Annotated in this window: 26 protein-coding genes; 14 read left to right on the forward strand and 12 right to left on the reverse strand. The window is 63.7% G+C overall.

Translation table 11 applies throughout. From position 1 onward, the window contains the following. A partial coding sequence (locus APH33_RS22775; protein ID WP_054887300.1) for a thioredoxin family protein occupies positions 1-679 on the forward strand: 679 nt, incomplete at its 5' end. Positions 680-683: 4 nt separating this feature from the next. Here APH33_RS22775 and ureG read toward each other — a convergent pair. The 8 genes from ureG to APH33_RS22815 are packed head-to-tail and all read right to left on the reverse strand — an operon-like array spanning position 684 to position 6,246. After that, on the reverse strand, positions 684-1,307 hold the full coding sequence (gene ureG, locus APH33_RS22780) for an urease accessory protein UreG (protein ID WP_054887301.1): 624 nt from the start codon (positions 1,305-1,307) through the stop codon (positions 684-686). 11 nt (positions 1,308-1,318) lie between these two features. Next, positions 1,319-1,993, reverse strand: coding sequence for an urease accessory protein UreF (locus APH33_RS22785; protein WP_054887302.1), 675 nt, complete (start codon positions 1,991-1,993; stop codon positions 1,319-1,321). Beyond that, on the reverse strand, positions 1,993-2,538 hold the full coding sequence (locus APH33_RS22790; protein ID WP_054887303.1) for a HupE/UreJ family protein: 546 nt from the start codon (positions 2,536-2,538) through the stop codon (positions 1,993-1,995). The genes APH33_RS22785 and APH33_RS22790 overlap by 1 nt, the downstream gene beginning before the upstream one ends. 23 nt (positions 2,539-2,561) lie before the next feature. Then, a complete protein-coding gene (gene ureE / locus APH33_RS22795) occupies positions 2,562-3,053 on the reverse strand; it encodes an urease accessory protein UreE (RefSeq protein WP_054887304.1) in 492 nt (163 codons plus the stop codon). A gap of 10 nt (positions 3,054-3,063) precedes the next feature. Beyond that, the gene (ureC, locus tag APH33_RS22800) at positions 3,064-4,767 is read right to left on the reverse strand and encodes an urease subunit alpha (protein ID WP_054887305.1); all 1,704 of its coding nucleotides are present in this window, start codon (positions 4,765-4,767) and stop codon (positions 3,064-3,066) included. Then, on the reverse strand, positions 4,764-5,081 hold the full coding sequence (locus tag APH33_RS22805; RefSeq protein WP_054887306.1) for an urease subunit beta: 318 nt from the start codon (positions 5,079-5,081) through the stop codon (positions 4,764-4,766). Before APH33_RS22805 ends, ureC begins: the two co-directional genes overlap by 4 nt. A 19-nt stretch (positions 5,082-5,100) precedes the next feature. Then, complete coding sequence (locus APH33_RS22810) at positions 5,101-5,403, reverse strand: urease subunit gamma (protein ID WP_027916767.1); 303 nt, start codon at positions 5,401-5,403, stop codon at positions 5,101-5,103. Positions 5,404-5,412: 9 nt separating this feature from the next. Further along, positions 5,413-6,246 (reverse strand): urease accessory protein UreD, encoded by an 834-nt coding sequence (locus tag APH33_RS22815; protein WP_054887307.1) that lies wholly within the window; start codon positions 6,244-6,246, stop codon positions 5,413-5,415. Between the two features lie 272 nt (positions 6,247-6,518). Here APH33_RS22815 and APH33_RS22820 point away from each other — a divergent pair, with 272 nt between their 5' ends. From APH33_RS22820 to APH33_RS22845, 6 genes are all read left to right on the forward strand, one after another. Continuing rightward, a complete protein-coding gene (locus tag APH33_RS22820; protein WP_054887308.1) occupies positions 6,519-6,896 on the forward strand; it encodes a glyoxalase superfamily protein in 378 nt (125 codons plus the stop codon). Next, complete coding sequence (locus tag APH33_RS22825) at positions 6,893-7,246, forward strand: hypothetical protein (RefSeq protein WP_054887309.1); 354 nt, start codon at positions 6,893-6,895, stop codon at positions 7,244-7,246. Before APH33_RS22820 ends, APH33_RS22825 begins: the two co-directional genes overlap by 4 nt. A 167-nt stretch (positions 7,247-7,413) precedes the next feature. Then, positions 7,414-8,994: an ATP-binding cassette domain-containing protein gene (locus tag APH33_RS22830; RefSeq protein WP_054887310.1), complete on the forward strand. Its 1,581-nt coding sequence runs from the start codon at positions 7,414-7,416 to the stop codon at positions 8,992-8,994. Between the two features lie 180 nt (positions 8,995-9,174). Next, positions 9,175-10,194 carry a branched-chain amino acid aminotransferase gene (locus APH33_RS22835; RefSeq protein ID WP_054887311.1) on the forward strand — a complete coding sequence of 340 codons (1,020 nt, stop codon included), beginning with the start codon at positions 9,175-9,177 and terminating at the stop codon, positions 10,192-10,194. A gap of 145 nt (positions 10,195-10,339) precedes the next feature. Continuing rightward, positions 10,340-11,020: a response regulator transcription factor gene (locus APH33_RS22840; RefSeq protein WP_054887312.1), complete on the forward strand. Its 681-nt coding sequence runs from the start codon at positions 10,340-10,342 to the stop codon at positions 11,018-11,020. Next, entirely contained in the window at positions 10,998-12,389 is a 1,392-nt protein-coding gene (locus APH33_RS22845; RefSeq protein WP_054887313.1) for a HAMP domain-containing sensor histidine kinase, read from the forward strand. Before APH33_RS22840 ends, APH33_RS22845 begins: the two co-directional genes overlap by 23 nt. Positions 12,390-12,508: 119 nt before the next feature. On the opposite strand, the gene cysS is transcribed toward APH33_RS22845, so the two are convergent. Beyond that, positions 12,509-13,891: a cysteine--tRNA ligase gene (cysS, locus tag APH33_RS22850; RefSeq protein WP_054887314.1), complete on the reverse strand. Its 1,383-nt coding sequence runs from the start codon at positions 13,889-13,891 to the stop codon at positions 12,509-12,511. A 9-nt stretch (positions 13,892-13,900) separates the two neighbouring features. Then, positions 13,901-15,604 carry a glutamine--tRNA ligase/YqeY domain fusion protein gene (locus APH33_RS22855; RefSeq protein ID WP_054887315.1) on the reverse strand — a complete coding sequence of 568 codons (1,704 nt, stop codon included), beginning with the start codon at positions 15,602-15,604 and terminating at the stop codon, positions 13,901-13,903. 248 nt (positions 15,605-15,852) lie between these two features. Between APH33_RS22855 and APH33_RS22860 the strand changes: the two genes are divergently transcribed. Together APH33_RS22860 and lpxH are read left to right on the forward strand one after the other, a co-directional pair. Beyond that, positions 15,853-16,353 carry a peptidylprolyl isomerase gene (locus APH33_RS22860; RefSeq protein WP_054887316.1) on the forward strand — a complete coding sequence of 167 codons (501 nt, stop codon included), beginning with the start codon at positions 15,853-15,855 and terminating at the stop codon, positions 16,351-16,353. Further along, entirely contained in the window at positions 16,350-17,072 is a 723-nt protein-coding gene (gene lpxH, locus APH33_RS22865) for a UDP-2,3-diacylglucosamine diphosphatase (protein WP_054887317.1), read from the forward strand. Before APH33_RS22860 ends, lpxH begins: the two co-directional genes overlap by 4 nt. Positions 17,073-17,193: 121 nt before the next feature. Here the strand turns inward: lpxH and APH33_RS22870 are convergent, their stop codons facing one another. After that, entirely contained in the window at positions 17,194-19,512 is a 2,319-nt protein-coding gene (locus tag APH33_RS22870; protein ID WP_054887318.1) for an acylase, read from the reverse strand. A gap of 194 nt (positions 19,513-19,706) precedes the next feature. On the opposite strand from APH33_RS22870, the gene APH33_RS22875 reads away from it, so the two are divergent. Beyond that, entirely contained in the window at positions 19,707-20,081 is a 375-nt protein-coding gene (locus tag APH33_RS22875) for a hypothetical protein (RefSeq protein ID WP_054887319.1), read from the forward strand. A gap of 34 nt (positions 20,082-20,115) precedes the next feature. Here the strand turns inward: APH33_RS22875 and APH33_RS22880 are convergent, their stop codons facing one another. Further along, positions 20,116-20,304 (reverse strand): hypothetical protein, encoded by a 189-nt coding sequence (locus APH33_RS22880; protein WP_003248064.1) that lies wholly within the window; start codon positions 20,302-20,304, stop codon positions 20,116-20,118. Positions 20,305-20,452: 148 nt separating this feature from the next. Between APH33_RS22880 and APH33_RS22885 the strand changes: the two genes are divergently transcribed. From APH33_RS22885 to APH33_RS22900, 4 genes are all read left to right on the forward strand, one after another. After that, positions 20,453-20,911: a hypothetical protein gene (locus APH33_RS22885; protein ID WP_054887320.1), complete on the forward strand. Its 459-nt coding sequence runs from the start codon at positions 20,453-20,455 to the stop codon at positions 20,909-20,911. 231 nt (positions 20,912-21,142) lie between these two features. After that, positions 21,143-21,523, forward strand: a complete 381-nt coding sequence (locus APH33_RS22890; RefSeq protein WP_054887321.1) for a Mor transcription activator family protein — start codon at positions 21,143-21,145, stop codon at positions 21,521-21,523. A gap of 62 nt (positions 21,524-21,585) precedes the next feature. Next, positions 21,586-22,236 (forward strand): DUF2589 domain-containing protein, encoded by a 651-nt coding sequence (locus tag APH33_RS22895; RefSeq protein ID WP_054887322.1) that lies wholly within the window; start codon positions 21,586-21,588, stop codon positions 22,234-22,236. Positions 22,237-22,308: 72 nt separating this feature from the next. After that, entirely contained in the window at positions 22,309-22,866 is a 558-nt protein-coding gene (locus APH33_RS22900) for a DUF2589 domain-containing protein (RefSeq protein ID WP_256218727.1), read from the forward strand. Positions 22,867-22,868 lie beyond the last annotated feature (2 nt).

Here is a 22,868-nt window from a genome sequence, read left to right on the forward strand (position 1 = left end):
GGCCGCCCGCCGCCAGCTGTGGCTGCACGAAAAGGCCTTCACCCACCAGCGCGATGAACTGGCTGCTGCCCGTCGTGCCCTGCCCTGGGTCAAGGTCGGGCAGCCCTACCGTTTCCAAGGCCCGGACGGCGAACTGAGCCTGCCCGACCTGTTTGCCGGGCGCAGCCAGTTGCTGGTCTATCACTTCATGTTTGCCGAGGGCTGGAACGAAGGCTGCCCAAGCTGCTCGTTCCTCGCCGATCATTTCGACGGTGCCAACCTGCACCTGGCCCATCACGACGTCTCGCTGGTCGCCGTGTCGCGCGCGCCCTACGCCGAATTCCAGGCTTTCCGCCAGCGCATGGGCTGGCGATTCCCCTGGTATTCATCGAACGGCAGCGGTTTCAACGAGGACTTCGGCGTCAGCGTCGGCACCGAGGGCCAACGCCAGTACAACTATGAGCCGTACACCGGCAACGAGGCCGAACTACCGGGCCTGAGTGCCTTCTACAAAGACCCGGACGGCGCGCTCTACCATACCTACTCCACCTACGCCCGCGGCCTGGACATCCTGGTCAACACCTACAACTTCCTCGACATCGCCCCACTGGGGCGCAACGAAGCCGGGACCATGGACTGGGTGCGGCATCATGATCGCTACGAAGGCCAGCACGGCAAACCCCATTGCAGCCATGAGTGAGCGGTCAGCCCCTCACACCCAGCATGCCCCGCTCCACGATGAAGTCGATCACCGCCTGCAAGCCTTCGCCCTTCTTCAGGTTGCTGAAGGTCCAGGGCCGCTGCGGGCGCATGCGCTGGGTATCACGCTCCATGACCTTCAGCGAGGCGCCGACGTAAGGCGCCAGGTCGGTCTTGTTGATCACCAGGAAATCCGACTTGGTGATGCCGGGCCCACCCTTGCGCGGGATCTTCTCGCCCTCGGCCACGTCGATGACATAAATGGTCAGGTCCGCCAGCTCCGGGCTGAAGGTGGCACTGAGGTTGTCGCCACCGCTCTCGACGAAGATGACTTCAAGGTTGCCGAACTTGCGCGCCAACGCTTCAACGGCAGCCAGGTTCATCGAGGCATCTTCGCGGATGGCGGTGTGCGGGCAGCCGCCGGTCTCGACGCCGACGATCCGATCAGGCTCCAGGGCGCCGGCTTCGGTGAGGATGCGCTGGTCTTCCTTGGTGTAGATGTCATTGGTGACCACGGCGATCTGGTAGTGATCGCGCATGGCCTTGCACAGGCATTCGAGCAGCGCGGTCTTGCCAGAGCCGACCGGGCCGCCGACACCGACGCGCAGGGGTTGCTGATAGCTTTGCATGTAGGCAGTCCTCAAGAACGGAACAAACGGGTGTATTGGGTTTCGTGACGCGAAGATGCGATTGCCAGCAGCGGCAGGCCGCCGCCGAGCTGGTCATCGGCCAAGGCCAGGGCCTGGTCCAGCACGCCGGGCAGTTCAGCACCCAGGTCGCGCAGCAGGGTCTGCGCCGCCTGCTGGCCGAACGGCACCAGCTTGACCCCGGCCATCACCGCGCCTTCGAGCCAGGCGAAGGCATGGCCGAGGGCGAGTTGACGCAACGGGATCTGCCAGTGCGCGGCGAGCCAGGCCATGCCGCCAAGCTGGCTGAGTTCAAGGCTGGCGCGCCAGGCCGGGTCCTGGCCCAGCTGCCAGCCGTCGAGCAGGCGCGCCAGGGCCGAGCCACGCTGCTGTTCTTCCAGGCGCAGCTCGGCAGTTTCGCGGTTGGCCAGCAGGAACCTGCTCCAGTGCGCAAAGGCCTCTGCATCGCCTGCCTCGCAGGCGCGATACAGGCGCGCCAGCACCGGCCAATCCAGACAAGCCAGGGTGTCGTGCAGCTGCTCCCGTTGCCAGGCGCTGAAGCTGGCAGTATCACGCACCCAGCCAGCCTCCACGGCCCACTCCAACCCTTGCGAGTAGGTGAAGCCACCCACCGGCAGGCCAGGGCTGGCCAGCTGCAGCAGACGCAGCAGTGCCAGGTCGCTGTTCATCAACCGGCCAGCACCAGCGCGGCGCCAGCCAGCATGCCGCCACCGAAGGCCTTCTGCAGGGCGCTATGACGACGCAGCAGGCATCCGACGCCGAAGCCGACGGCCAGCAGCAGGCCGCTGACCGTGACGAAGCCTGCGCTGAACATCCAGAAAGCGCTTGGCGTGGCTTCCACGCCGTGTGCCCAGCCGTGGAACAAGGCAAACACCGGCATGGCCAGGGCCAGCAGCAACTGACGGCGCGGCAGCAGCACGGCAACGGCAGCCACCAGCACCGACACGGCAATCATGCTTTCCATGCCCAGCACATCGCCGAACAGGTGGCCGCACACGGCGCCAGCGAACATCGACGCCAGGGTGGCCAGTGGCAGGGCAAGGTTGCGCCGGGTCAGCGCAGCCAGCACTCCGGTACCCAGCAGCATCAGCAGGTGGTCAAGACCGGTCAGCGGGTGCAGCAAGCCATCCTGCAGCGGGTTGCCGTCGTGACCAGGGTGGGCGAAAGCTGGCAATGCGACCATCAGCAGGGCAAGGGCGAAAATCTTTTTCATGGTGGGCTCCTTGGATGAGGGGTTCAGGGATGGGCTGGCAGGCGCACGAACGGATGGTCGTTGCCATGGCTGTGACTGTGGCTGTGCGGTGCGCTCTGGTAGGCGCCGGCTTCAGGCTCGAACGGTGCCTGCTCGGCCAGCACCGTCAGGCCCAGGCCACGCAGCATCTCGTCGAGCACATGATCGTGCTGGTAACGCAGCAGGCCTGGCTCGATCTGCAAGGGCACATGGCGGTTACCCAGGTGATAGGCGGCACGGGCCAGCAGATGCGGGTCGTCGCAGCGCACCGTCGAAACCGCTTCAGGTGCAGCGAGGATGCGGATCACCTGGGTGCCTGCGGCATCGGCAAGCAGCTCGCCACCGCGCAGCAGGTGGCCACGTTCGAGCATCAGGCCGGCTTCGCGGCCGTCATCGAGGACCACGCGCAGGCGGCTCTTGATGCGGCTGTCGACGTCCAGGGTCACAGTACCGGTGACGCTCTCGGATGCCTCGGTCCGACGGGTCAGGACAATCATCTTCACTCCTTCAGAACAGGAAATAACGCTGGGCCAGCGGCAGTTCGCTGGCCGGCTCGCACACCAGCAACTCGCCGTCGGCGCGTACCTGGTAGGTCTGCGAGTCGACTTCGATCACTGGCTGCAAGGTGTTGTGGACCATGTCGGCCTTGCGCACCCGCCGGCAGCCGTGGGCCACGCCGATCAGGCTCTGCAGCCCCAACTCCTGGTGCAGGCCACGGTCCATGGCGGCCTGGGGCAGGAAGGTCATGCGCGTGGCGTGACGGGCCGCACCCAGGCCACCGAACATCGGCCGGTAGTGCACTGGCTGCGGGGTTGGAATCGAACCGTTGATGTCGCCCATTGGCGCGGTGGCGATCATCCCGCCCTTGATCACCAAGGCCGGTTTGACCGCGAAGAACGCCGGTGACCAGAGCACCAGGTCGGCCAGCTTGCCCACTTCCACCGAACCGACTTCATGGGCGATGCCGTGGGTCAATGCCGGGTTGAGGGTGTATTTGGCGATGTAGCGCTTGACCCGGAAGTTGTCACTGTATGCGCTGTCCGGCGCCAGCGGGCCGCGACGCAGCTTCATCTGGTGCGCCACCTGCCAGGTGCGCAGCACCACTTCGCCGACCCGGCCCATGGCCTGGGAGTCGGACGAGGTCATGGCGAAGGCGCCCATGTCGTGGAGGATGTCCTCGGCGGCAATGGTCTCGCGGCGGATGCGCGACTCGGCGAAGGCCACGTCTTCGGCAATGCTCGGGTCCAGGTGGTGGCAGACCATGAGCATGTCGAGGTGCTCGTCGACGGTGTTGACCGTGTACGGCAGGGTCGGGTTGGTCGAGGACGGCAGCACGTTGGCCTGCCCGGCCGCACGGATGATGTCTGGCGCGTGGCCGCCACCGGCACCTTCGGTATGGAAGGTATGGATGGTGCGGTCGCCGATGGCCGCCAGGGTGTCTTCGATGCAGCCCGACTCGTTCAAGGTGTCGGTATGGATCGCCACCTGGATGTCCATTTCCTCAGCCACGCCCAGGCAGCAGTCGATGGCGGCCGGGGTCGAGCCCCAGTCCTCGTGAAGCTTGAGGCCCACCGCGCCGGCGGCGATCTGCTCGCGCAGCGCTTCGGGGCGCGAGGCGTTGCCCTTGCCCAGCAGGCCGATGTTGATCGGCAGGCAATCGGCGGCCTGGAGCATCCGCGCCAGGTACCACGGCCCGGGCGTGCAGGTGGTGGCATTGGTGCCGGTGGCCGGGCCGGTGCCGCCGCCAATGAAGGTGGTGACGCCACTGGTCAGCGCCTCTTCGACCTGCTGCGGGCAGATGAAGTGAATGTGCGAATCGATGCCGCCGGCGGTGACGATCTTGCCCTCGGCGGCGATCACCTCGGTACCTGGGCCGACCGGCACGGTCACGCCCGGCTGCACGTCGGGATTGCCAGCCTTGCCGATGGCAGCGATACGCCCGCGCTTGACGCCGATATCGGCCTTGACGATGCCCCAGTGATCAATGATCAGCGCATTGGTCAGCACCAGGTCCATGGCCTCGGCCGCGAGCATCTGGCCCTGGCCCATGCCGTCGCGGATGACCTTGCCGCCACCGAACTTGACCTCTTCGCCATAGACCGTAAAGTCCTTTTCGACCTCAACCCACAACGCGGTATCGGCCAGGCGAACGCGGTCGCCGACGGTGGGGCCGAACATGTCGGCATAGGCCCGACGGGAAATACGGCTCATGCCCTACCCTCCAGTGCGCCATTGACCTTGCCCTGGAAGCCGTACACTTCACGCTTGCCGCCGTAGGCCACCAGTTGCACGGTGCGCGCCTGGCCCGGCTCGAAGCGCACGGCGGTGCCAGCCGGTATATCGAGGCGAAAACCACGGGTCGGTTCACGCTCGAACACCAGCGCATCGTTGACCTCGTAGAAGTGGTAGTGCGAACCGACCTGCACCGGCCGGTCACCATGGTTGGCCACGCTGACGCTGACCGTGTCACGGCCGACGTTGAGTTCGATGTCGCCAGCGGCGACCTGAATTTCACCTGGGATCATGCTGAGCTCCTGCTCCAGGTCAGACGATAGGGTCGTGCACGGTCACCAGCTTGGTGCCGTCGGGGAAGGTCGCCTCGACCTGCACGTCATGGAGCATCTCGGCGACGCCCTCCATGACCTGCTCGCGGCCAATCACTTCGCGGCCCAGGCTCATCAGCTCGGCCACCGTGCGGCCATCGCGGGCGCCTTCGAGCACCGCAGCGCTGATCAACGCCACCGCCTCCGGGTAGTTGAGCTTCAGGCCACGGGCCAGCCGCCGTTCGGCCAGCAGCGCGGCGGTGAACAGCAGCAGTTTGTCTTTCTCTCTCGGGGTCAGCTCCATGGCGCTCTCTCAAGTGGCCCAGATGCGCGGCGGGCATGCGGCCAGGCCAAGAACGGCCGGGCGCAGGGCATGCCAGAGGCGCTGCAGGGTATGTTGCAGGTGTTGGTTGTCGTGATCGAGCAGGCGGATCACCAGCAGCGAACCGAGCAAGGTGGCGCCCGCGGGGGTTTCAAGTTCCTCGAGCAGCGCGCGCACCTGCTCCAGCACGGCCGGGGTTGCAGGCGCTGCGCAGAAGGTGGCGACCAGCGGGTGGCCGCCGACCTTGGCCAGTTGGCCGCCGGCGATGCGCAGGCGCTCGTGCAGGCCGGGGTCGCCTGGCAGCTCGATGCACAGGCGGCTGTCCAGTGCACCTTGCTCGAAACGCTCGTTCATCACGGGCCGGCCCAGGCACAGGGTTTCCCAGGCCAACAGCTTCGCCCCCGGTTCCAGGATGAAGCGGCTGTCGAGGCTGGCGCGGGCGCCGTTGAACAAGATGCTGTCCTGCGGCAGCCATTCCAGGGTGCTGCCGGCCTGCAGGTGGAAGCGCTGGGCCAGCCGCGCGGTGGGGCCGATGCTGCGGTAGAACTTGCTGGCACCCGGCATGGTCAGCAGCGCATGGCTGCCCGGCTCGAGGTGGATATCCAGCTCCAGCCGGTCACCGGCAACGATGCCGCCGGGCGGGTGCAACACATACACGTGGCACGGTCCACCCTCTGGGTAGAACGGGCGCTGCACCAAAAGCGGGCCGAAATGCCGGCGCGCACCAATGCGGGTCACGCCATTGCGCTCGACGAAGCGCAACTGCAAGTGCGCGCTCCAGCCGGCGTCCTGCTCCGATGGTTCGATCTGCTCCGCGAGCGACATCCTGCGGCCCCTTGATATCCGTGGCCTGACGGCCGTTTTGAGGGTCATGCGTGGCCTTTTCGGGCAACCGCAGACTGACCACTCGATCAAATTTCGCTGGCTGGATATAGCAGGTTGCGGGCCAACTACGCAGGTGAATGAAGATGAAACCTTCACGGCGACGGCTCTGGCATGGGGCATATGGGGTTACATCGCACATTGCCGGGGCGGCACTTGGCCCTGTTTCGGTGCTGCGCTACAGTCTCTGTTTTACCTACGGCCAAGGAACCGCCATGCCCCTCGCCCCTGCCATTCCGGTCCTGCGGATTTTCTCGGTCGACAAGGCCAAGGAGTTCTATCTCGAGTTCATGGGCTTTCAGCTCGACTGGGAACACCGCTTCAGCCCGGACCTGCCGCTGTACGCGCAGATCCACCGCGACGGCCTGATACTGCACCTGAGCGAACACCACGGTGACGCCTGCCCGGGCTCGACCGTTTTCGCCCGTACCGAAGACCTGCTGGCACTGCAGCGCGAACTGCTGGACAAGCAGTACGGCTATGCCCGACCTCAGGCCGAACGTGTCGACTGGGGCCTGCAGATGCAGATCCGCGACCCGTTCGGCAATCTGTTGCGCTTCTGCCAGCAGATTGATGATGAGGATGCCCAGTGAAAGCCATGAGCAAGCGCGACCTGGCACGCCTGGAGCGCGAGCTGGTCGCCTGCCTGACCGATGCCTGCGAAACTGCAAAGGGCGAGATCGTCGGTTTCACCTGGCTGACTCATCGGCTGGCCCCCGCTGATTTCCCGGCCAGCCTGCGCATTACCTGGGTGTTCGAGCGCGAGGCCGATAAAGCAGCAGCGCTGGCGGGTGAGGCCAAGGCACGCATGCTGGCGCTGACGGCCCAGGCACTCGACACGGCGGGGGTAAAGCTGGACCACGTGGCCTGGCATGTGCGCTTCGACAGTGAAGAAGCCTGCTCGCGCAGCCATGCAGGTGATTGGAACAGGCGCCTGCGTTGAGGAAGTGGCCAGGCGGGCCTTTACCCGCTCTCGCCGCTCGGTTAGGCTTTCGCATCCACTTCCACGAGGTATTCGTCCAATGCGCCATTGATGCCGCCGTCCCTTCGACGGCCAGTCTTCAGGCTCCGGCAACCACCGGGGATGTTGCGGCATGAGTGGAGTTGTGCATGACGAATACGTCGATCCTGACGCTGGACAGCGTCTCCCTGACCTTGCCTGATGGCAGGTCTCTGTTCACCGATCTCAACCTGTCGCTCGATCAACGCCGTACCGGCCTGGTCGGGCGTAACGGCGTGGGCAAGAGCATGCTCGGGCAGATGCTGGCCGGCCGGCGCGAGCCCAGCAGTGGCCGCTGCCTGCGCCATGGGCTGGTCCATTATCTGGACCAGCGGGCGATCGAACACAGCCTGCGGGTGGCCGACCTGGCCCAGGTTGGCGAAGTGATCGCTGCGCTGGAGCGCATAGAGCAAGGCGGAGTCAACCCGGACGATTTCGAGACCGTGGGCGAGCGCTGGAACATTCGCGAGCAGCTGCACCAGCACCTGCAACAGCAGGGCTTGGGGCACCTCGACCACCAGGACCCGATCGCCCGCCTCAGTGGCGGCCAGGCCATGCGGGTCGCCCTGCTTGGTGCTTGGCTTAGCGAGGCCGATTACCTGATCCTCGACGAACCCAGCAACCACCTGGACCGCAAGGGCCGCGCCGAACTGCTGCGCATGCTCCAGGCCTGGGACAAGGGATTGCTGGTCATCAGCCATGACCGCGAACTACTTCGGTACATGATGCGCATCGTCGAACTGTCGGGCCTGGGCCTGCAATCGTTCGGCGGCGACTACGACTTTTATGAACGAAACAAGGCTGAGCAGCGCGAACAGGCCTTGCAGGCACTCGACCGCGCCAAACAGGAACGCCTGCACCAGGCCCGCGAACTGCAGCGCCAACGCGAACGCCTGGAACGCCACCAGGCACGCGCCAGCCGCCAGGCAAAGCATGCCAACCAGGCTAAAATTCTCGTCGACCGCCAACAGGAGCGCAGCCAGGCCACCGCAGGCAAGCAACGGCGCGACCACCGCACGGCCCTGCAAGAGCTACAGGCGCAGGTGTGCAAGGCGGCTCGCCACGTCGAGCAGGACAGCCCGGTCGTGGTTCACCCGCCAGCACCTCGACGCCATGCGGGAGGTGAAGTGTTGCGGCTGCAAGGGGCGCGACTGCCCAGGGGCAGCGCCCAGGCGATTGACCTGCGCCTGTGCCTGGGCCAACGGATGGCCCTGACCGGAGCCAATGGCAGCGGCAAGTCCACTGTATTCCAGGTGCTGCTCGGCAATCTGCCGCTCAAGGCCGGCGAACTGCACCAAAACGGCGAAGTGGCGTTGCTCGACCAACATTGCAGCGCCTTGCCGAGCCGGCACAGCGCACTTGATCACCTGTCAGCGGCCAACCCGACGCAGGGCCAGGCCACCTTGCGCACTCGCCTGGCCCAACTGGGCCTGGATGCTTCTCGCATCGAGCTGCCCAGCGGCCTGCTGAGCGGTGGCGAGCGGCTCAAGGCGGCACTGGCCGCAATCCTGTACGGCGAACGACCGGTTGATCTGTTACTGCTCGACGAGCCCGGCAATCATCTCGATCTGCCTTCGCTGGAAGCCCTGGAACGCATGCTGGACCGGTTCCAGGGGGCCTTGCTGGTCAGCTCCCATGATGCTGTGTTTCTCGAACGTCTGAAACTTGACGGTTACGTGCATCTCATGTGAGAGCGAACCTGTGTCGCAACAGGGCTGCGACCTGGCCCTTGGACCGGGGTGCTTCGCCGCCTTTCGCGACTCAAGGCCGCTGCCACGGTTCCCGAGTCGCGAGGTTTGTATTATCGTGGCGTGGTGCGCATATAACAGCAGCCCGAGCGATCGGGCACTTGCAAGACAATCGAGGGTGTCATGAGTAACGAAAGCATTAACTGGGACAAGCTGGGTTTCGACTACATCAAGACCGACAAGCGCTACCTGTCCGTGTGGCGCAATGGTGAGTGGGACAAAGGCACCCTGACCGAAGACAACGTGCTGCACATCAGTGAAGGCTCCACCGCCCTGCACTATGGCCAGCAGTGCTTCGAAGGCCTCAAGGCCTACCGTTGCAAGGACGGCTCGATCAACCTGTTCCGCCCAGACCAGAACGCAGCCCGCATGCAGCGTAGCTGCGCGCGCCTGCTGATGCCGCAGGTGCCGACCGATGTGTTCATCGAGGCGTGCAAGCAAGTGGTCAAGGCCAACGAGAAGTTCGTCCCGCCACACGGCAAAGGCGCCCTGTACCTGCGCCCGTTCGTGATCGGTACCGGCGACAACATCGGCGTGCGCACCGCCCCCGAGTTCATCTTCTCGGTCTTCGCCATCCCGGTTGGCTCGTACTTCAAGGGCGGCATGAAGCCGCACAACTTCCAGATTTCCAGCTTCGACCGTGCCGCCCCTCAGGGCACTGGCGCAGCCAAGGTCGGTGGCAACTACGCGGCCAGCCTGCAGCCAGGCGCCGAGGCCAAGAAGGCCAACTTCGCCGACGCCATCTACCTCGATCCGCTGACCCATACCAAGATCGAGGAAGTCGGTTCGGCCAACTTCTTCGGCATCACCGCCAACAACGAATTCGTCACCCCGAAATCGGCCTCGGTACTGCCAGGCATCACCCGCCTGTCGCTGATGGAACTGGCACAAGCGCGCCTGGGCCTGACCGTGATCGAAGGCGACGTCGAGATCAACAAGCTCGACCGCTTCGTCGAAGCCGGCGCTTGCGGTACCGCTGCGGTGATCACCCCGATCGGTGGTATCGAGTACAACGGCAAGCTGCACGTGTTCCACGACCTGGAAAAAGTCGGCCCGGTCACCCAGAAGCTCTACAACGAGCTGACCGGTATCCAGAGCGGCGACGTCGAAGCGCCAGCCGGCTGGATCGTCAAGGTCGCCTGAGACGCTGCACCGCGCTGATCGACGGGGCATGCCAGACACTGGCATGCCCCGTTTTGTTTTACCCGGCGTAGATGAATTTTTCTTAAATCGCCGTTTGGCTATTCTTTGGCACAATCAAGTCTCCAATAGACGCCCAGGAACGAGCATGCCACGCGTACTGACCATCGAAGACGACGCCGTCACCGGCCAGGAAATCGTCGCCGAACTCTCCAGCCACGGCCTGGAAGTGGATTGGGCCGACAACGGCCGCGAGGGCCTGGCCAAGGCGATCGCCGGCGGTTACGACCTGATCACCGTAGACCGGATGCTGCCCGAGGTCGATGGCCTGACGATCGTCACCACCCTGCGCAACCTGAAAATCACCACGCCGATCCTGATGATCAGCGCCCTGTCCGACGTGGATGAGCGCGTGCGCGGTCTGCGCGCCGGCGGCGACGACTACCTGACCAAGCCGTTCGCCTCCGACGAAATGGCGGCACGGGTCGAAGTACTGTTGCGCCGCAACAGTGTACCGATGACCCAGACCCGCCTGCAGGTCGCCGACCTGCAGCTGGACCTGATCAGCCACGAAGCCCGCCGCGGCGAGCAGACCCTCAACCTGCTACCCACCGAGTACAAACTGCTGGAATACCTGATGCGCCACAGCGGCCAGGTGATCACGCGGATGATGATCTTCGAGGAAGTCTGGGGTTACCACTTCGACCCGGGCACCAACTTGATCGACGTGCACATCGGGCGCCTGCGCAAGAAAATCGACTCCCCCGGCCAGTCGCCGCTGATCCGTACGGTACGGGGCTCGGGCTATGCCATTGCTGAACCCGTCTAAGGGCTGGAGCTCGTCCACCAGCCGCCTGCTGGCGCTGTACAGTTTCCTCTTCGTGGCCTGGAGCAGCATCCTGATGGGGGTGCTGTATTTCGAGGTGTCCAGCTACCTGAACAAGCTGACCCGCCACTCGATGCTGCAGCGCCAGCACCTGTTCGCACACATGAGCGGCAAGCAGCTCGACGATGCCCTGGTCGCCAGCCAGGCGTTCGAGGAACGCAGTTTCGATGCCTATGGCCTGTTCGATGCCCAGTTCAACCCGGTGGGCGGGCGGATTCGCGCGATCCCCCCGGACCTGGGCCTGGACGGCAAGGTGCACGAACTCAAGCGCTGCCTGGATGCCGATGACCCGCACATGCCACGTGACAGCTGCGATGCGGTGGCGATCAGGGTGCAAGATGGCCGTTGGCTGGTACTGTTCCGCGACAATGGCTCGTTGTTCGTGGTGACCCGCATCATCCTGCATGCCTTGCTGTGGGGCATCTCGCTGACCCTGATTCCGGGGTTTGCCGGCTGGTACCTGCTACGCCGCCGCCCGCTCAAGCGCATTCGTGCCATTCAGGCCCAGGCAGAGCTGATCGTTGCCGGCGACCTCACCCACCGCTTACCACTGTCAGCGCGCCGCGATGAGCTGGACATGCTGGCCGATATCGTCAACGCCATGCTCGACCGCATCGAGCGGCTGATGCATGAAGTCAAAGGCGTATGCGACAACATCGCCCACGACTTGCGCACTCCCCTGACCCGCTTGCGGGCCCAGCTTTACCGTATTCGTCAGCAAAGCGCGCACGATTCACCACAAGCCGAAGCGCTGGACCAGGCGATTGGTGAGACCGATACGTTGATGGCCCGCTTCCGTGGCCTGCTGCGCATCAGCGAGCTGGAAGACCGCCAGCGCCGCGCCGGCTTCGTTCAGCTTGATCCGCACGACTTGCTGGTGGAACTGCACGACTTCTACCTGCCGCTGGCCGAAGATGGCGGCATTCGCCTCAACCTGGAACAGCCGGCCCAGTTACCGGCGCTGCACGGTGATCGCGAGTTGCTGTTCGAAGCACTGGCCAACCTGGTGGGCAATGCCATCAAGTTCACGCCTGAAGACGGCCGGGTTGCCATCAAGGCGACTCAGGATGAGCTGGGCGTGCACATTGCCATCGAAGACAGCGGGCCGGGGATTCCCGAAGAGGAGCGCGCTGCGGTGCTGAAGCGGTTCTATCGCAGCGAGGAAGGCCACCGCCATTCCGGGTTCGGGCTGGGGTTGTCGATCGTTGCGGCGATCGTCGACCTGCACGGGTTCGGGCTGGAGATTGGCGAGTGCGAGCTGGGTGGGGCCAGGCTGGTATTGCACTGCCCATTGGCCGGTTTGGCCAAATAAAGCTGGGGCTGCTTTGCAGCCCTTTCGCGACACAAGGCCGCTCCTACAGGAGATCGTGTTCCCCTGTAGGAGCGGCCTTGTGTCGCGAAAGGGCCGCAAAGCGGCCCCAGTTGCGCCGATCAGTCAGCCAGGCGCCAGGTGGTGGCACCCTTGCTGTCTTCCAGCACCACACCCATGGCCGTGATCTGGTCACGGATACGGTCGGACTCAGCCCAGTTCTTGTCCGCACGCGCCTGCAGACGCGCCTGGATCAAGGCTTCCACCTCCGCCGCATCGACCTTGCCTTCGGCGCCGGCACGCAGGAAGTCATCGGCCTCCAGTTGCAGCACACCCAGCACATCGCCCAGCTCACGCAGGCGACCGGCTAGGCCCGCCGCCGCATCGACATCGCTGTCACGCAGGCGGTTGATCTCGCGCACCAGGTCAAACAGCACGGCGCAAGCTTCCGGGGTGCCGAAGTCGTCGTTCATCGCCACGCTGAAGCGCTCGACGAACGCCTCGCCACCCTTGGCGGCAACCCGCGGCAGGCCACGCAGCGCGTGGTAGAAGCGCTCCAGGGCGCCCTTGGCATCGCGCAGGCTGTCTTCGGAGTAGTTGATGGCGCTGCGGTAGTGGCTGGCCACCAGCAGGTAGCGCACCACCTCCGGGTGATACTTCTCGAGCACGTCGCGAATGGTGAAGAAGTTGTTCAACGACTTGGACATCTTCTCGCCATTGATACGGATCATGCCGCAGTGCATCCAGCTGTTGGCGTACTGCTTGCCAGTGGCTGCCTCGCTCTGCGCGATCTCGTTCTCGTGGTGCGGGAACTCCAGGTCGCTGCCACCGCCGTGGATGTCGAAGCTCTCACCCAGGCAGCAGGTGGACATCACCGAGCACTCGATGTGCCAGCCCGGACGGCCCGGGCCCCACGGCGAATCCCAGTACGGCTCGCCCGGCTTGACGCCTTTCCACAGGACAAAGTCCAGTGGGTCCTGCTTGGCCTCGTCGACCTCGATGCGGGCACCGATGCGCAGGTCTTCGATCTTCTTGCGCGACAGCTTGCCGTAGCCGGCGAACTTGCCGACCCGGTAGTACACGTCGCCGTTGCCGGGCGCGTAGGCGTAGCCCTTGTCGATCAAGGTCTGAATCATCGCGTGCATGCCGGCGATGTGGTCGGTGGCACGCGGCTCCAGGTCCGGCTTGAGGATGTTCAGGCGGCGCTCGTCTTCGTGCATCGCGTCGATCATGCGCGCGGTCAGGGCATCGAACGCCTCGCCGTTTTCGTTGGCGCGGTTGATGATCTTGTCGTCGATGTCGGTGATGTTGCGCACATAGGTCAGGTCGTAGCCGCTTTTACGCAACCAGCGGGTCACCAGGTCGAACGCCACCATGCTGCGGCCATGGCCAAGGTGGCAGTAGTCGTACACGGTCATGCCGCACACGTACATGCGCACCTTGTTGCCATCGAGCGGCTTGAAGGCTTCCTTGGTCTTGCTCAGCGTGTTGTAGATGGTAAGCACGGCGGTTCCTTAGCTGCCCCAGGAGTCACGCAGGGTGACGGTGCGGTTGAACACCGGACGCCCCGGCTGGCTGTCCTTGAGGTCGGCGCAGAAGTAGCCTTCGCGCTCGAACTGGAAGCGGTCCTCAGGCTGCGCCTGGCCCAGCGATGGCTCGGCGCGGCAGCCCGTCAGCACTTGCAGCGAATCCGGGTTGATGTTGTCGAGGAAGCTGCCGCCGTCTTCGGTCTTTTCCGGGTTGGCGGAGCGGAACAGGCGGTCGTACAGGCGCACTTCGCACTCGACACTGCCTTCGGCCGGTACCCAGTGGATCACGCCCTTGACCTTGCGGCCTTCCGGGTTCTTGCCCAGGGTGTCCGGGTCGTACGAGCAGCGCAGCTCGACGATGTTGCCGTCGGCATCCTTGATCGCCTCGTCGGCGCGGATCACGTAGCTGCCGCGCAGGCGCACTTCACCGGCGGGCTCCAGGCGCTTGTAGCCCTTCGGCGGCTCTTCCATGAAGTCGTCGCGGTCGATGTACAGCTCGCGGGCGAACGGCAGCACGCGCACGCCCATGTCTTCCTTCGGGTGGCGCGGCAGTTCAAGCTGCTCGACCTGGCCTTGCGGATAGTTGGTGATGACCACCTTCAGCGGGCGCAGCACACACATGGCGCGTGGCGCGGTGCGGTCGAGGTCGTCACGGATGCTGAATTCGAGCATCGACATGTCGACCACGCCGTCGGAACGGTTGGTACCGATCATTTCGCAGAAGTTGCGGATCGACGCCGGGGTGTAGCCGCGGCGGCGGAAGCCCGACAGGGTCGACATGCGCGGGTCGTCCCAGGCACTGACGTGCTTTTCGTCCACCAGTTGCTTGAGCTTGCGCTTGGAAGTGATGGTGTAGTTCAGGTTCAGGCGGCTGAACTCGTACTGGCGCGGGTGCGCCGGGACCGGCAGGTTGTCGAGGAACCAGTCGTACAGCGGGCGGTGGCCTTCGAATTCGAGGGTGCAGATCGAGTGGGTGATGCCTTCGATGGCGTCCGACTGCCCGTGGGTGAAGTCGTAGTTCGGGTAGATGCACCACTTGTCACCGGTCTGGTGGTGGTGGGCATGGCGGATGCGGTAGAGGATCGGGTCGCGCAGGTTCATGTTCGGCGAAGCCATGTCGATCTTGGCACGCAGCACGCGCTCGCCGTCCTTGAACTCGCCGGCCTTCATGCGTGCGAACAGGTCGAGGTTTTCCTCGACGCCGCGCTCGCGGAACGGGCTGTTCTTGCCGGGTTCGGTCAGGCTGCCACGGTATTCCTTGGCCTGATCAGGGGTCAGGTCGCAGACATAGGCCTTGCCACGCTTGATCAGTTCAACGGCCCAGTCGTGCAGCTGGTCGAAGTAGTCGGAGGCATAGCGCACCTCGCCGGCCCAGTCGAAGCCCAGCCATTTCACGTCGCGCTGGATGGCGTCGATGTATTCCTGGTCTTCCTTGGCCGGGTTGGTGTCGTCGAAGCGCAGGTGGCAGACGCCGCCGAACTCCTTGGCCAGGCCGAAGTTGACACAGATCGACTTGGCGTGGCCGATGTGCAGGTAGCCATTGGGCTCCGGCGGGAAGCGGGTGACGATGCTGCTGTGCTTGCCCGAGTCCAGGTCGGCCTGGATGATCGGCCGCAGGAAGTTCGCAGGGACAGCGGGGGCGCCTTTGGCAGCGGCGTTGGGCGCGTTGTCGGCAGTGGGCTTGCTCATAGGATCCTTGAATGCACGTGTCCGGCCTGGGTAGGCCGATTGAATCAAAGGGCCTATCATAGCCGAAGCAGTCAAGCTGCTGACAGCCGGGCACCGACAAACTGGCGCGATTTATCGCGATCCGTGCAAAATGGTCGCTGCGCGCCATGAACCATCAACATGTGTCGCGGTTGCCCGATCCTGCGTCAGGTGACTAAACGCGCCCTGCGCACCCTATTCCCGTATGCCTTGAAAGAGCGAATTTCAGCATGTCCAAAGTCAAACTGACCACCAACCACGGCGACATCGTTCTGCAACTGAACGCCGAAAAAGCGCCGCTGACCACCGAAAACTTCGTTCAGTACGTCAAGGACGGCCATTACAACGGCACCGTGTTCCACCGTGTGATCAAGGGCTTCATGATTCAGGGCGGCGGTTTCGAAGCCGGCATGAACCAGAAGAAGACCCGTGCCAGCATCCAGAACGAAGCCGACAACGGCCTGAAGAACACCAAGTACAGCATTGCCATGGCCCGCACCATGGAGCCGCACTCCGCCTCGGCGCAGTTCTTCATCAACGCCGCCGACAACGACTTCCTCAACCACAGCGGCAAGAACGTCCAGGGTTGGGGCTACGCCGTGTTCGGCGAAGTGACCGAAGGCCGTGAAATCGTCGATGCGATCGAAAAAGTTGCCACCGGCTCCAAGGCTGGCCACCAGGACGTGCCGAAGGACGACGTGATCATCGAGAAAGCCGAGATCATTGAGTGATCCTGCTGATCTCCGATCTGCACCTGCAAGAAGAACGCCCGGACATCACCCGGGCGTTTCTTGATCTGCTCGACGGCCGCGCCCGTCACGCCAAGGCGTTGTACATCCTCGGTGATTTTTTTGAAGCGTGGATCGGCGACGACGCCATGACAGCGTTCCAGCAGTCGATCTGCCAGGCCTTGCGCCAGCTCAGCGACAGCGGCACGGCGATCTACCTGATGCATGGCAACCGCGACTTCCTGATTGGCCAGGACTTCTGCACGGCCGCTGGCTGCACACTGCTGGCCGACCCAAGCGTGATCGAGCTGGGCGGTGAACAGGTGCTGCTGATGCATGGCGACACCCTGTGCACCCGCGACCTGGGCTACATGAAGATGCGCCGTTACCTGCGCAACCCGGTGAGCCTGTGGATCCTTCGGCACCTGCCGCTGGCCACCCGCCAGAAACTGGCGCGCAAGCTACGCAGCGAAAGCCGTGCACAGGTGCGCATGAAGGCCACCGAGATCGTCGACGTCACGCCGGAAGAAGTGCCGAAAGTGATGGCCGCGCATGGCGTACGCACGCTGGTGCATGGCCACACCCACCGGCCGGCGATTCACAAGCTGGTGGTCGAAGGTGAACCGGCCCGGCGCATCGTGCTGGGGGATTGGGACCGTCGGGGCTGGACCTTGCAGGTCGATGGGCAAGGCTTTGCCCTGGAGCCATTCGAGTTCTCCTGAAAGTCCAATTCGCCCTTTTCGCGGGCTCGCCCGCTCCCACAGGGAAACCACTGGACTCAGGCCTGTGGAGTTTCCCGTGGAAGCGGGCGAGCCCGCGAACAGGCCGTTACAGGCCAAAGGCTCAAGGCCGGCTGGCCACCGCGGCTTTGTCCCGTTCACTGATCACATACTGACGATACTCCGGGTCCGCCTTGATCTGCGCCTCGGTAAACGGTATCGCTGCCAGCTGCTTGGCGGCAAACGCCTGGGTCTGGTCGCTGAAGTGCGCCGAGCCAGCTTCGCTGGATTGCGAGAAGGCCAGCAGCCCACGTGCCTGTGGCCCGTGCTCAGTGAAACTGACAAGCTGCAGATAGCTGGTACCGCTGACCACTAGGCGCTTGCCCGGCCCATGCGGCACGCTGAACATCGCGTTATAAACCCCAAGCTGCTGCGGGCCGCCCGGCACCGGCGTGCCATCGGCAGCCTGCTGGATCTGCCCCCATCGGCTACCCTCCTCGACTCCGGCGTCGGCCACTTGCTGCAGCGAACCCAAGGCCGCTTCACGCAACAGCTTGCGCACCAGCGCCTGCTCCACCGCCAGGCCCCGCGGGGTGTGCTGAGGGTCTGCCGGGTCGAAAGCCACGCGCCAACTTTGCGGATGCTTGGCCATGGCCTCGACCATGTTCTGGAAATGCACCAGACCAACACCACTGTCCACACCGGCCTTGCCATCCCAGGCAGCGAGGCTGACACACACGGCCTGCACCTCGGCCTCAGCCACTTTGCACCACTGCAGCAGGTCGGGCAGTACCAGGCTGGCCAGGTAAACCTCGTCATCCAGCACCATGCGCTGCAAGTCGTCGACACCCAGCTTGGCGTTGCCTTGCAGGCGCTCAAGGGCAAAACGCCCGCGCATGCCCAGCGGCTGGTCACTGCGGCTGATCAATGGCGAGAAGCCGGTCAACGGCTGGGCCGGGTTGGCCATCCAGGCCGGGTCGTTGGAATTCTGCACAAAGTCGTTGCGTTCCAGGCTCGGCAGCATTCGCGCCGGGAAGATACCAGGCTGCGCGGCCTGGGCATCGACCTTCCACTGGCAGGCACTGCGCGACCCGTCCAGTACCACCAGAGGGCCTTGCGCCGCCGGATCGCTGCAGGCGCTGAGCAGTTGCTGATCGACAAAAGGCACTACCGACTGGTTCAGGTACAGCGCCTTGCCTGCGGCATCGACGGCGAGGGTGTTGACCCACGGGATGCCCTGCAACTGCTCGATGGAACCCTTGAGGGCCTCCAGGCTGTCGGCACGATTGATGCGGTACCACTGCTGCAGCACGCGCGTGTTGTCCAGGTTGGCATCGCGCAGGCTGTAGGCTGCCTGGGTGTCCCAGTCCAGTCTCCCCGGCCACTGCACAATCGGCCCGAAACGGGAGCTGTAGACCTTGCGCTCGATCTGGCTGAGGGTGCCATCGTCGGCCTTGACCCTGACGCTCACGGTTTGCCGTGTCATCGGGATGGACTTGCCATCCTGCAGGTAATGGGTCGGATCCTTGGGGTCCAACTGCAAGCGATACAGGGTGAAGTGCTTTGAGGTATCCACCGTGTGGGTCCAGGCCAGGTGGCGGTTGAAGCCGATGTTCACCACTGGCAGGCCAGGCAAAGCGGCCCCCATCACATCCAGCTTGCCTGGGATGGTCAGCTGCATCTGGTAAAAACGCATGCCACCCATCCACGGGAAGTGCGGGTTGGCCAGCAACAGGCCGCGGCCATTGGCCGAGCGTTGCGCCCCCACAGCCACCGCGTTGCTGCCGCGCTCGGAGGCGAAGCGCTGCTGCCGGGCCAGCGCCACGTCAAAGGCCGGGGTTGTTCGCTGGGCTGCCAGCCTGGGGGGCTGGGCACCCGCCAGCGCTTCGGCGAACTGGCCCACGCCCCCTTCAGCCAGCAGGCGACGGGTCAGTTTGACCAAGTCCTGGCTGGTGATCTGGCGTACCCACTGGCCGTCGCCGCATTGCGCAGGCAGGCCTTGCTTGCGCCGCTCGGCCAAGGCGCGGTTGAAGCCGCTGGCATAACCCTCCAGCAATTCGCGCACCTGTGCTGGCTGGGCCTGCATGAACCCAGTGACTGCCGCCGGCGTGTTGAGCCAGGTGTAGAACAGGTCACTGGCGAGGTTGTCGCGTTGTTCGAGGGTCTTGGCCTGAGCGCCGAAATAGCGCGAGCGCTCACCGTTGACCGTCAGCACTTCATTGGCCAGCAGGCACAGGTTGTCCTGGGCATAGGCATAGCCAATGCCATACCCCAGGCCGCGCTCATCCTTGGCGACGATATGCGGCACGCCAAAACTGGTGCGACGGATCTGCGCACTGGCATCAGCGCCGGTTTGCCGCGCCTGCACGGCTACGCTGGAGGCGACCAGGGCAGCCGCCAGGCTGGCAAAGGTCAAGGGACGCGAAATTGACAACACGGGCATTCCTCGGATTCAGGGATCATTCCCGATCAAACGAACGGCTGGATGAAAATTTTACGCGCAGTGGCGCCGCGAACCGTCTTCAAGAAACACCGGCAGAAAATTTTGCAGGCAGACGCTGCAGATTTGCCGTTCTCATTCGTCCTAATCAGTGAGCCAACCATATTTCGGGACAGTCCACGAAAAGGAGCATTCACATGTACGACCCGCAACCCTCATTGCAGACCGGGTGCATTCCGGGAAAGGCGGCCAACGGCGCGGCCGCCTGCGTGGATGAGCGTACCGGCAACGAGCAGATTCGCGAACTGCTGCGCAATTACGGCCTGCGCACCAGCCTCATTCGCCTGAAGGTGATCGATGCGCTGTACCACGCAGATCGCACCGGGCGCAGCATCGGCGTGCGCGGCGTGCATGCGCAACTGGAGCAACTGGACATCCCGTTGTCGTTTCTGAGCGTGCGCGAGGTGCTCAAACGGCTGTGCACAGAGGGTGTGATCAGCCTTGGCAGCGACAAGTGCTACAGCCTCAAGCCCGAAGCACGCGCCGTACTCGAACAGCCCTTGCCGCGCTGACTGCAGGCCGCCTGACGCTGCCGCCGGGCAGGCGTCAGGGCTTGACCTTGCGCCGCAGAATCCCGTTGATCACGACCACCACAACGGCAATCGCGATAGCCAGCATCTGGAAGGTCTGTTCACTGATCGTGCCTTGCTTCTGCAGATGCGACAGGCCCAGCATGAGGCCCAGCACCACCAGGATGATCAGAAGCGAATATTTGAGGCGCTGCACGTGGGTCATCGAAAAATCCTTCAACTTCGGGGGTATTTGCTCACAACGAGCGACGACAATGATACAACGTCAACGCCTTGCAGCGCTGTATTTCCTGCTTAGCATGGCAGGGCATGCCTGAAAGCATTGGGCTTCCTCAATCCACGCTGGAGGCACCATGCGCAGGTTCGCGCTGTTCATCATACTGCTCGCACCATCACTTCCCATTCAGGCCCTCGACACCGGCCAGGCACCGCCTGAGCAATTGCTCAAGCTAGGTAACCAACTGGCTGCGCATGCTGGCAGCAGCCAGTGGCAACAACTGTGGCAGAGAACCCGTGCAGCCGGGCACCTGCAAGCAAGGCCCGGCCACCCCTACTTCACCATCGCGCACCCATTGCTGCCCGGACTCGCTCGCCAGGCGCTGGCACAGGCGGATCAAGTCGAGCCCCAGGGCAAAACCGTCGCCCGCTATCGGCGAACTTTTCCCGACAGGGTCATCGGCATGCTCGATGACCAGCCATTGAACAGCCTCTGCCTGGACATCGACTGGCGCACCTTGCCCCGCGAGCAGTCAGGTAACGCCCACGCCTATCTTTCAGGTGCAAGCCTGCTGAACAGTTATCCGTGTGAATAAGGGTTCGGGCACTCACTAGCGCGATGGTAATGCAACCCAACGAATAATCGGGCCTGCAAAGCAGCGTCGACGTAACGTCCTACATCACGCGACATCGTTGCCTGCAAGCCCTGCTCACCAAAACTACAACTGCCAGCCCACTTGGCGCCTAGCGGCAACATTCGGCGCTCACCGAGAATTCCTCAATGCCAACGACGGCATCGCGCCCAATCCACCGCGAGGAAGTCTCCTATGGAACTGCCAGATCTCACATCCATCGACATCGGCCAGTTACCGCATTCGTTGCAGGCCTTGATCGAATGCATCGGCCTTGAAAACGCCTACCACTTGACCTGCGCCTACGGCGGCAGGCCCAAGTACATTCCCAAGCACCGAACGCGCACCAAACTCGCCGACGTGCTTCCGGCAGACGCACTCGAGGCCCTGATCAAGCGATTTGCCGGCGTGGCGCTGGAAATACCCAAGGCAGATCATTTCCTGCGGCAATTGCGCAATCTGCAAATCCAGAAAGAGAGCGCCGAAGGTTTGTCTCGCAGCCTGCTCGCCAACAAGTATGGGCTGAGCCTGCGACAGATTGGCAACATCCGGCGCCAGGAGCACTGCTCCCGCTGACTGTACCTATCGCGGCCTGAACGTGGCCGCCCCCTCAACCCTGATAAAAAGAGAAAACCCACATGTCTATCGATAACAGCCTCATCGGTTCTGTCATCAATGCCTTGCCCATGGACCGCATGATCGCTGCACCATTGCAAGCCATGGTGCAAGCGCAGGTCACCGCCAGCAAATCCTATGCAGACTTTCTCATGCAGGTCTGCGTACAAGATGGCAAAGCGGTTGCCATCCAGTTCGACTATGACGAAACCATCGTTGACGAGCAAGGCGAGTACAAAGGCGTCGTCAGCAAATCCATGAAGGTGCCGCTGCTGGCGGCCATCACCCACCCGAACATCACCATCGAAGAAGGTAACGTCGAGTTCGAACTGACCATCAGCCAGATGGCCGAGGACTTCAGTGAATCCAACAAAAGTGGCGAAGTGGCGGCCTCGCTGGGTTGGGGGCCTTTCAAACTGGACGTCAAAGGCAGTATCAGCAGCAAGTCGACGCAAACCCGCAAGACCGATACCCGTGCACGCTATGCATTCAATACCTCACTGCGTCGCCAGGATCCACCGGAGGCCATGATGCGGGTGATCGACTTCCTCACCGAAGCCGCCACCAAGCCGACAGTGACCCAGAATTCAACCCTGGAGAGCCAGGAGGAGATCTCGCAGGCCGATACCTTGAAAGACCCAACGCCTCCAGGCGCAGCTCCCAATAACGCGTGATGGTCACTCGCTGTTTGATCGGTTGCCCCGCGCCTGGCGGCGGGGCCTCTTCCACCCTCAGGAGCCAACCCTTTGGACACCCCCCCAGTGCCCATGACTGCAATCGACCTGCGGGATATCACCCGCGGTCTTCAAGAGGCCGCTGCGGCCACCAATAGCCTTATAGCCCAGCAGTACATCAACCTGTTCGACCAGTTCTTTGACTGTGACAGCCAGGCCTTGGGCAGCCCGATGAAAGCGAAGATGGTCGAAATCGCCATGGACGATCGACACATCATGCGCGTGCCTCTGTTCGCCCTGGTGGCACCCAAGGGCCTGAGCCTGGAGCGCATGCAGGTGGATCTGTCGGTGCGGGTCAACGCAACCGAAGGCCTGGGCGCCCTAAGCGAAGAATGCGCACAGGCCAGTGCCGCCAGTTTCAAGGTGACGATCGGCGCCCAGGGGCGCCAGGGTGAAACACGGGACCCTGACGAAGTGCAGATCCGCATGCAGTTTCATGCCAGCGAACCACCCGAGGCACTTAACCGCCTGATTGAAGAGTACACCAAGCTGATCACCCCCATACGCAAGCCCGACACGCCGGCACCCGCCGAAACCAACGAATTCATCGAGGCCGCGACCGTTCGCTGACG

This window comes from Pseudomonas sp. NBRC 111130, from assembly GCF_001320485.1.
Lineage (GTDB): Bacteria > Pseudomonadota > Gammaproteobacteria > Pseudomonadales > Pseudomonadaceae > Aquipseudomonas > Aquipseudomonas vlassakiae.

Coding starts and splice junctions, on each gene's coding strand:
- ureC (WP_054887305.1), bottom strand. CDS start 4,767: ATGAGCCGTATTTCCCGTCGGGCCTATGCCGACATGTTCGGCCCCACC.
- APH33_RS22785 (WP_054887302.1), bottom strand. CDS start 1,993: ATGAACAGCGACCTGGCACTGCTGCGTCTGCTGCAGCTGGCCAGCCCT.
- APH33_RS22870 (WP_054887318.1), bottom strand. CDS start 19,512: ATGCCCGTGTTGTCAATTTCGCGTCCCTTGACCTTTGCCAGCCTGGCG.
- APH33_RS22875 (WP_054887319.1), top strand. CDS start 19,707: ATGTACGACCCGCAACCCTCATTGCAGACCGGGTGCATTCCGGGAAAG.
- APH33_RS22790 (WP_054887303.1), bottom strand. CDS start 2,538: ATGAAAAAGATTTTCGCCCTTGCCCTGCTGATGGTCGCATTGCCAGCT.
- APH33_RS22860 (WP_054887316.1), top strand. CDS start 15,853: ATGTCCAAAGTCAAACTGACCACCAACCACGGCGACATCGTTCTGCAA.
- APH33_RS22880 (WP_003248064.1), bottom strand. CDS start 20,304: ATGACCCACGTGCAGCGCCTCAAATATTCGCTTCTGATCATCCTGGTG.
- APH33_RS22885 (WP_054887320.1), top strand. CDS start 20,453: ATGCGCAGGTTCGCGCTGTTCATCATACTGCTCGCACCATCACTTCCC.
- APH33_RS22810 (WP_027916767.1), bottom strand. CDS start 5,403: ATGGAGCTGACCCCGAGAGAGAAAGACAAACTGCTGCTGTTCACCGCC.
- APH33_RS22835 (WP_054887311.1), top strand. CDS start 9,175: ATGAGTAACGAAAGCATTAACTGGGACAAGCTGGGTTTCGACTACATC.
- APH33_RS22895 (WP_054887322.1), top strand. CDS start 21,586: ATGTCTATCGATAACAGCCTCATCGGTTCTGTCATCAATGCCTTGCCC.
- APH33_RS22830 (WP_054887310.1), top strand. CDS start 7,414: ATGACGAATACGTCGATCCTGACGCTGGACAGCGTCTCCCTGACCTTG.
- APH33_RS22815 (WP_054887307.1), bottom strand. CDS start 6,246: ATGTCGCTCGCGGAGCAGATCGAACCATCGGAGCAGGACGCCGGCTGG.
- APH33_RS22820 (WP_054887308.1), top strand. CDS start 6,519: ATGCCCCTCGCCCCTGCCATTCCGGTCCTGCGGATTTTCTCGGTCGAC.
- APH33_RS22890 (WP_054887321.1), top strand. CDS start 21,143: ATGGAACTGCCAGATCTCACATCCATCGACATCGGCCAGTTACCGCAT.
- APH33_RS22855 (WP_054887315.1), bottom strand. CDS start 15,604: ATGAGCAAGCCCACTGCCGACAACGCGCCCAACGCCGCTGCCAAAGGC.
- APH33_RS22805 (WP_054887306.1), bottom strand. CDS start 5,081: ATGATCCCAGGTGAAATTCAGGTCGCCGCTGGCGACATCGAACTCAAC.
- APH33_RS22845 (WP_054887313.1), top strand. CDS start 10,998: ATGCCATTGCTGAACCCGTCTAAGGGCTGGAGCTCGTCCACCAGCCGC.
- APH33_RS22840 (WP_054887312.1), top strand. CDS start 10,340: ATGCCACGCGTACTGACCATCGAAGACGACGCCGTCACCGGCCAGGAA.
- ureG (WP_054887301.1), bottom strand. CDS start 1,307: ATGCAAAGCTATCAGCAACCCCTGCGCGTCGGTGTCGGCGGCCCGGTC.
- ureE (WP_054887304.1), bottom strand. CDS start 3,053: ATGATTGTCCTGACCCGTCGGACCGAGGCATCCGAGAGCGTCACCGGT.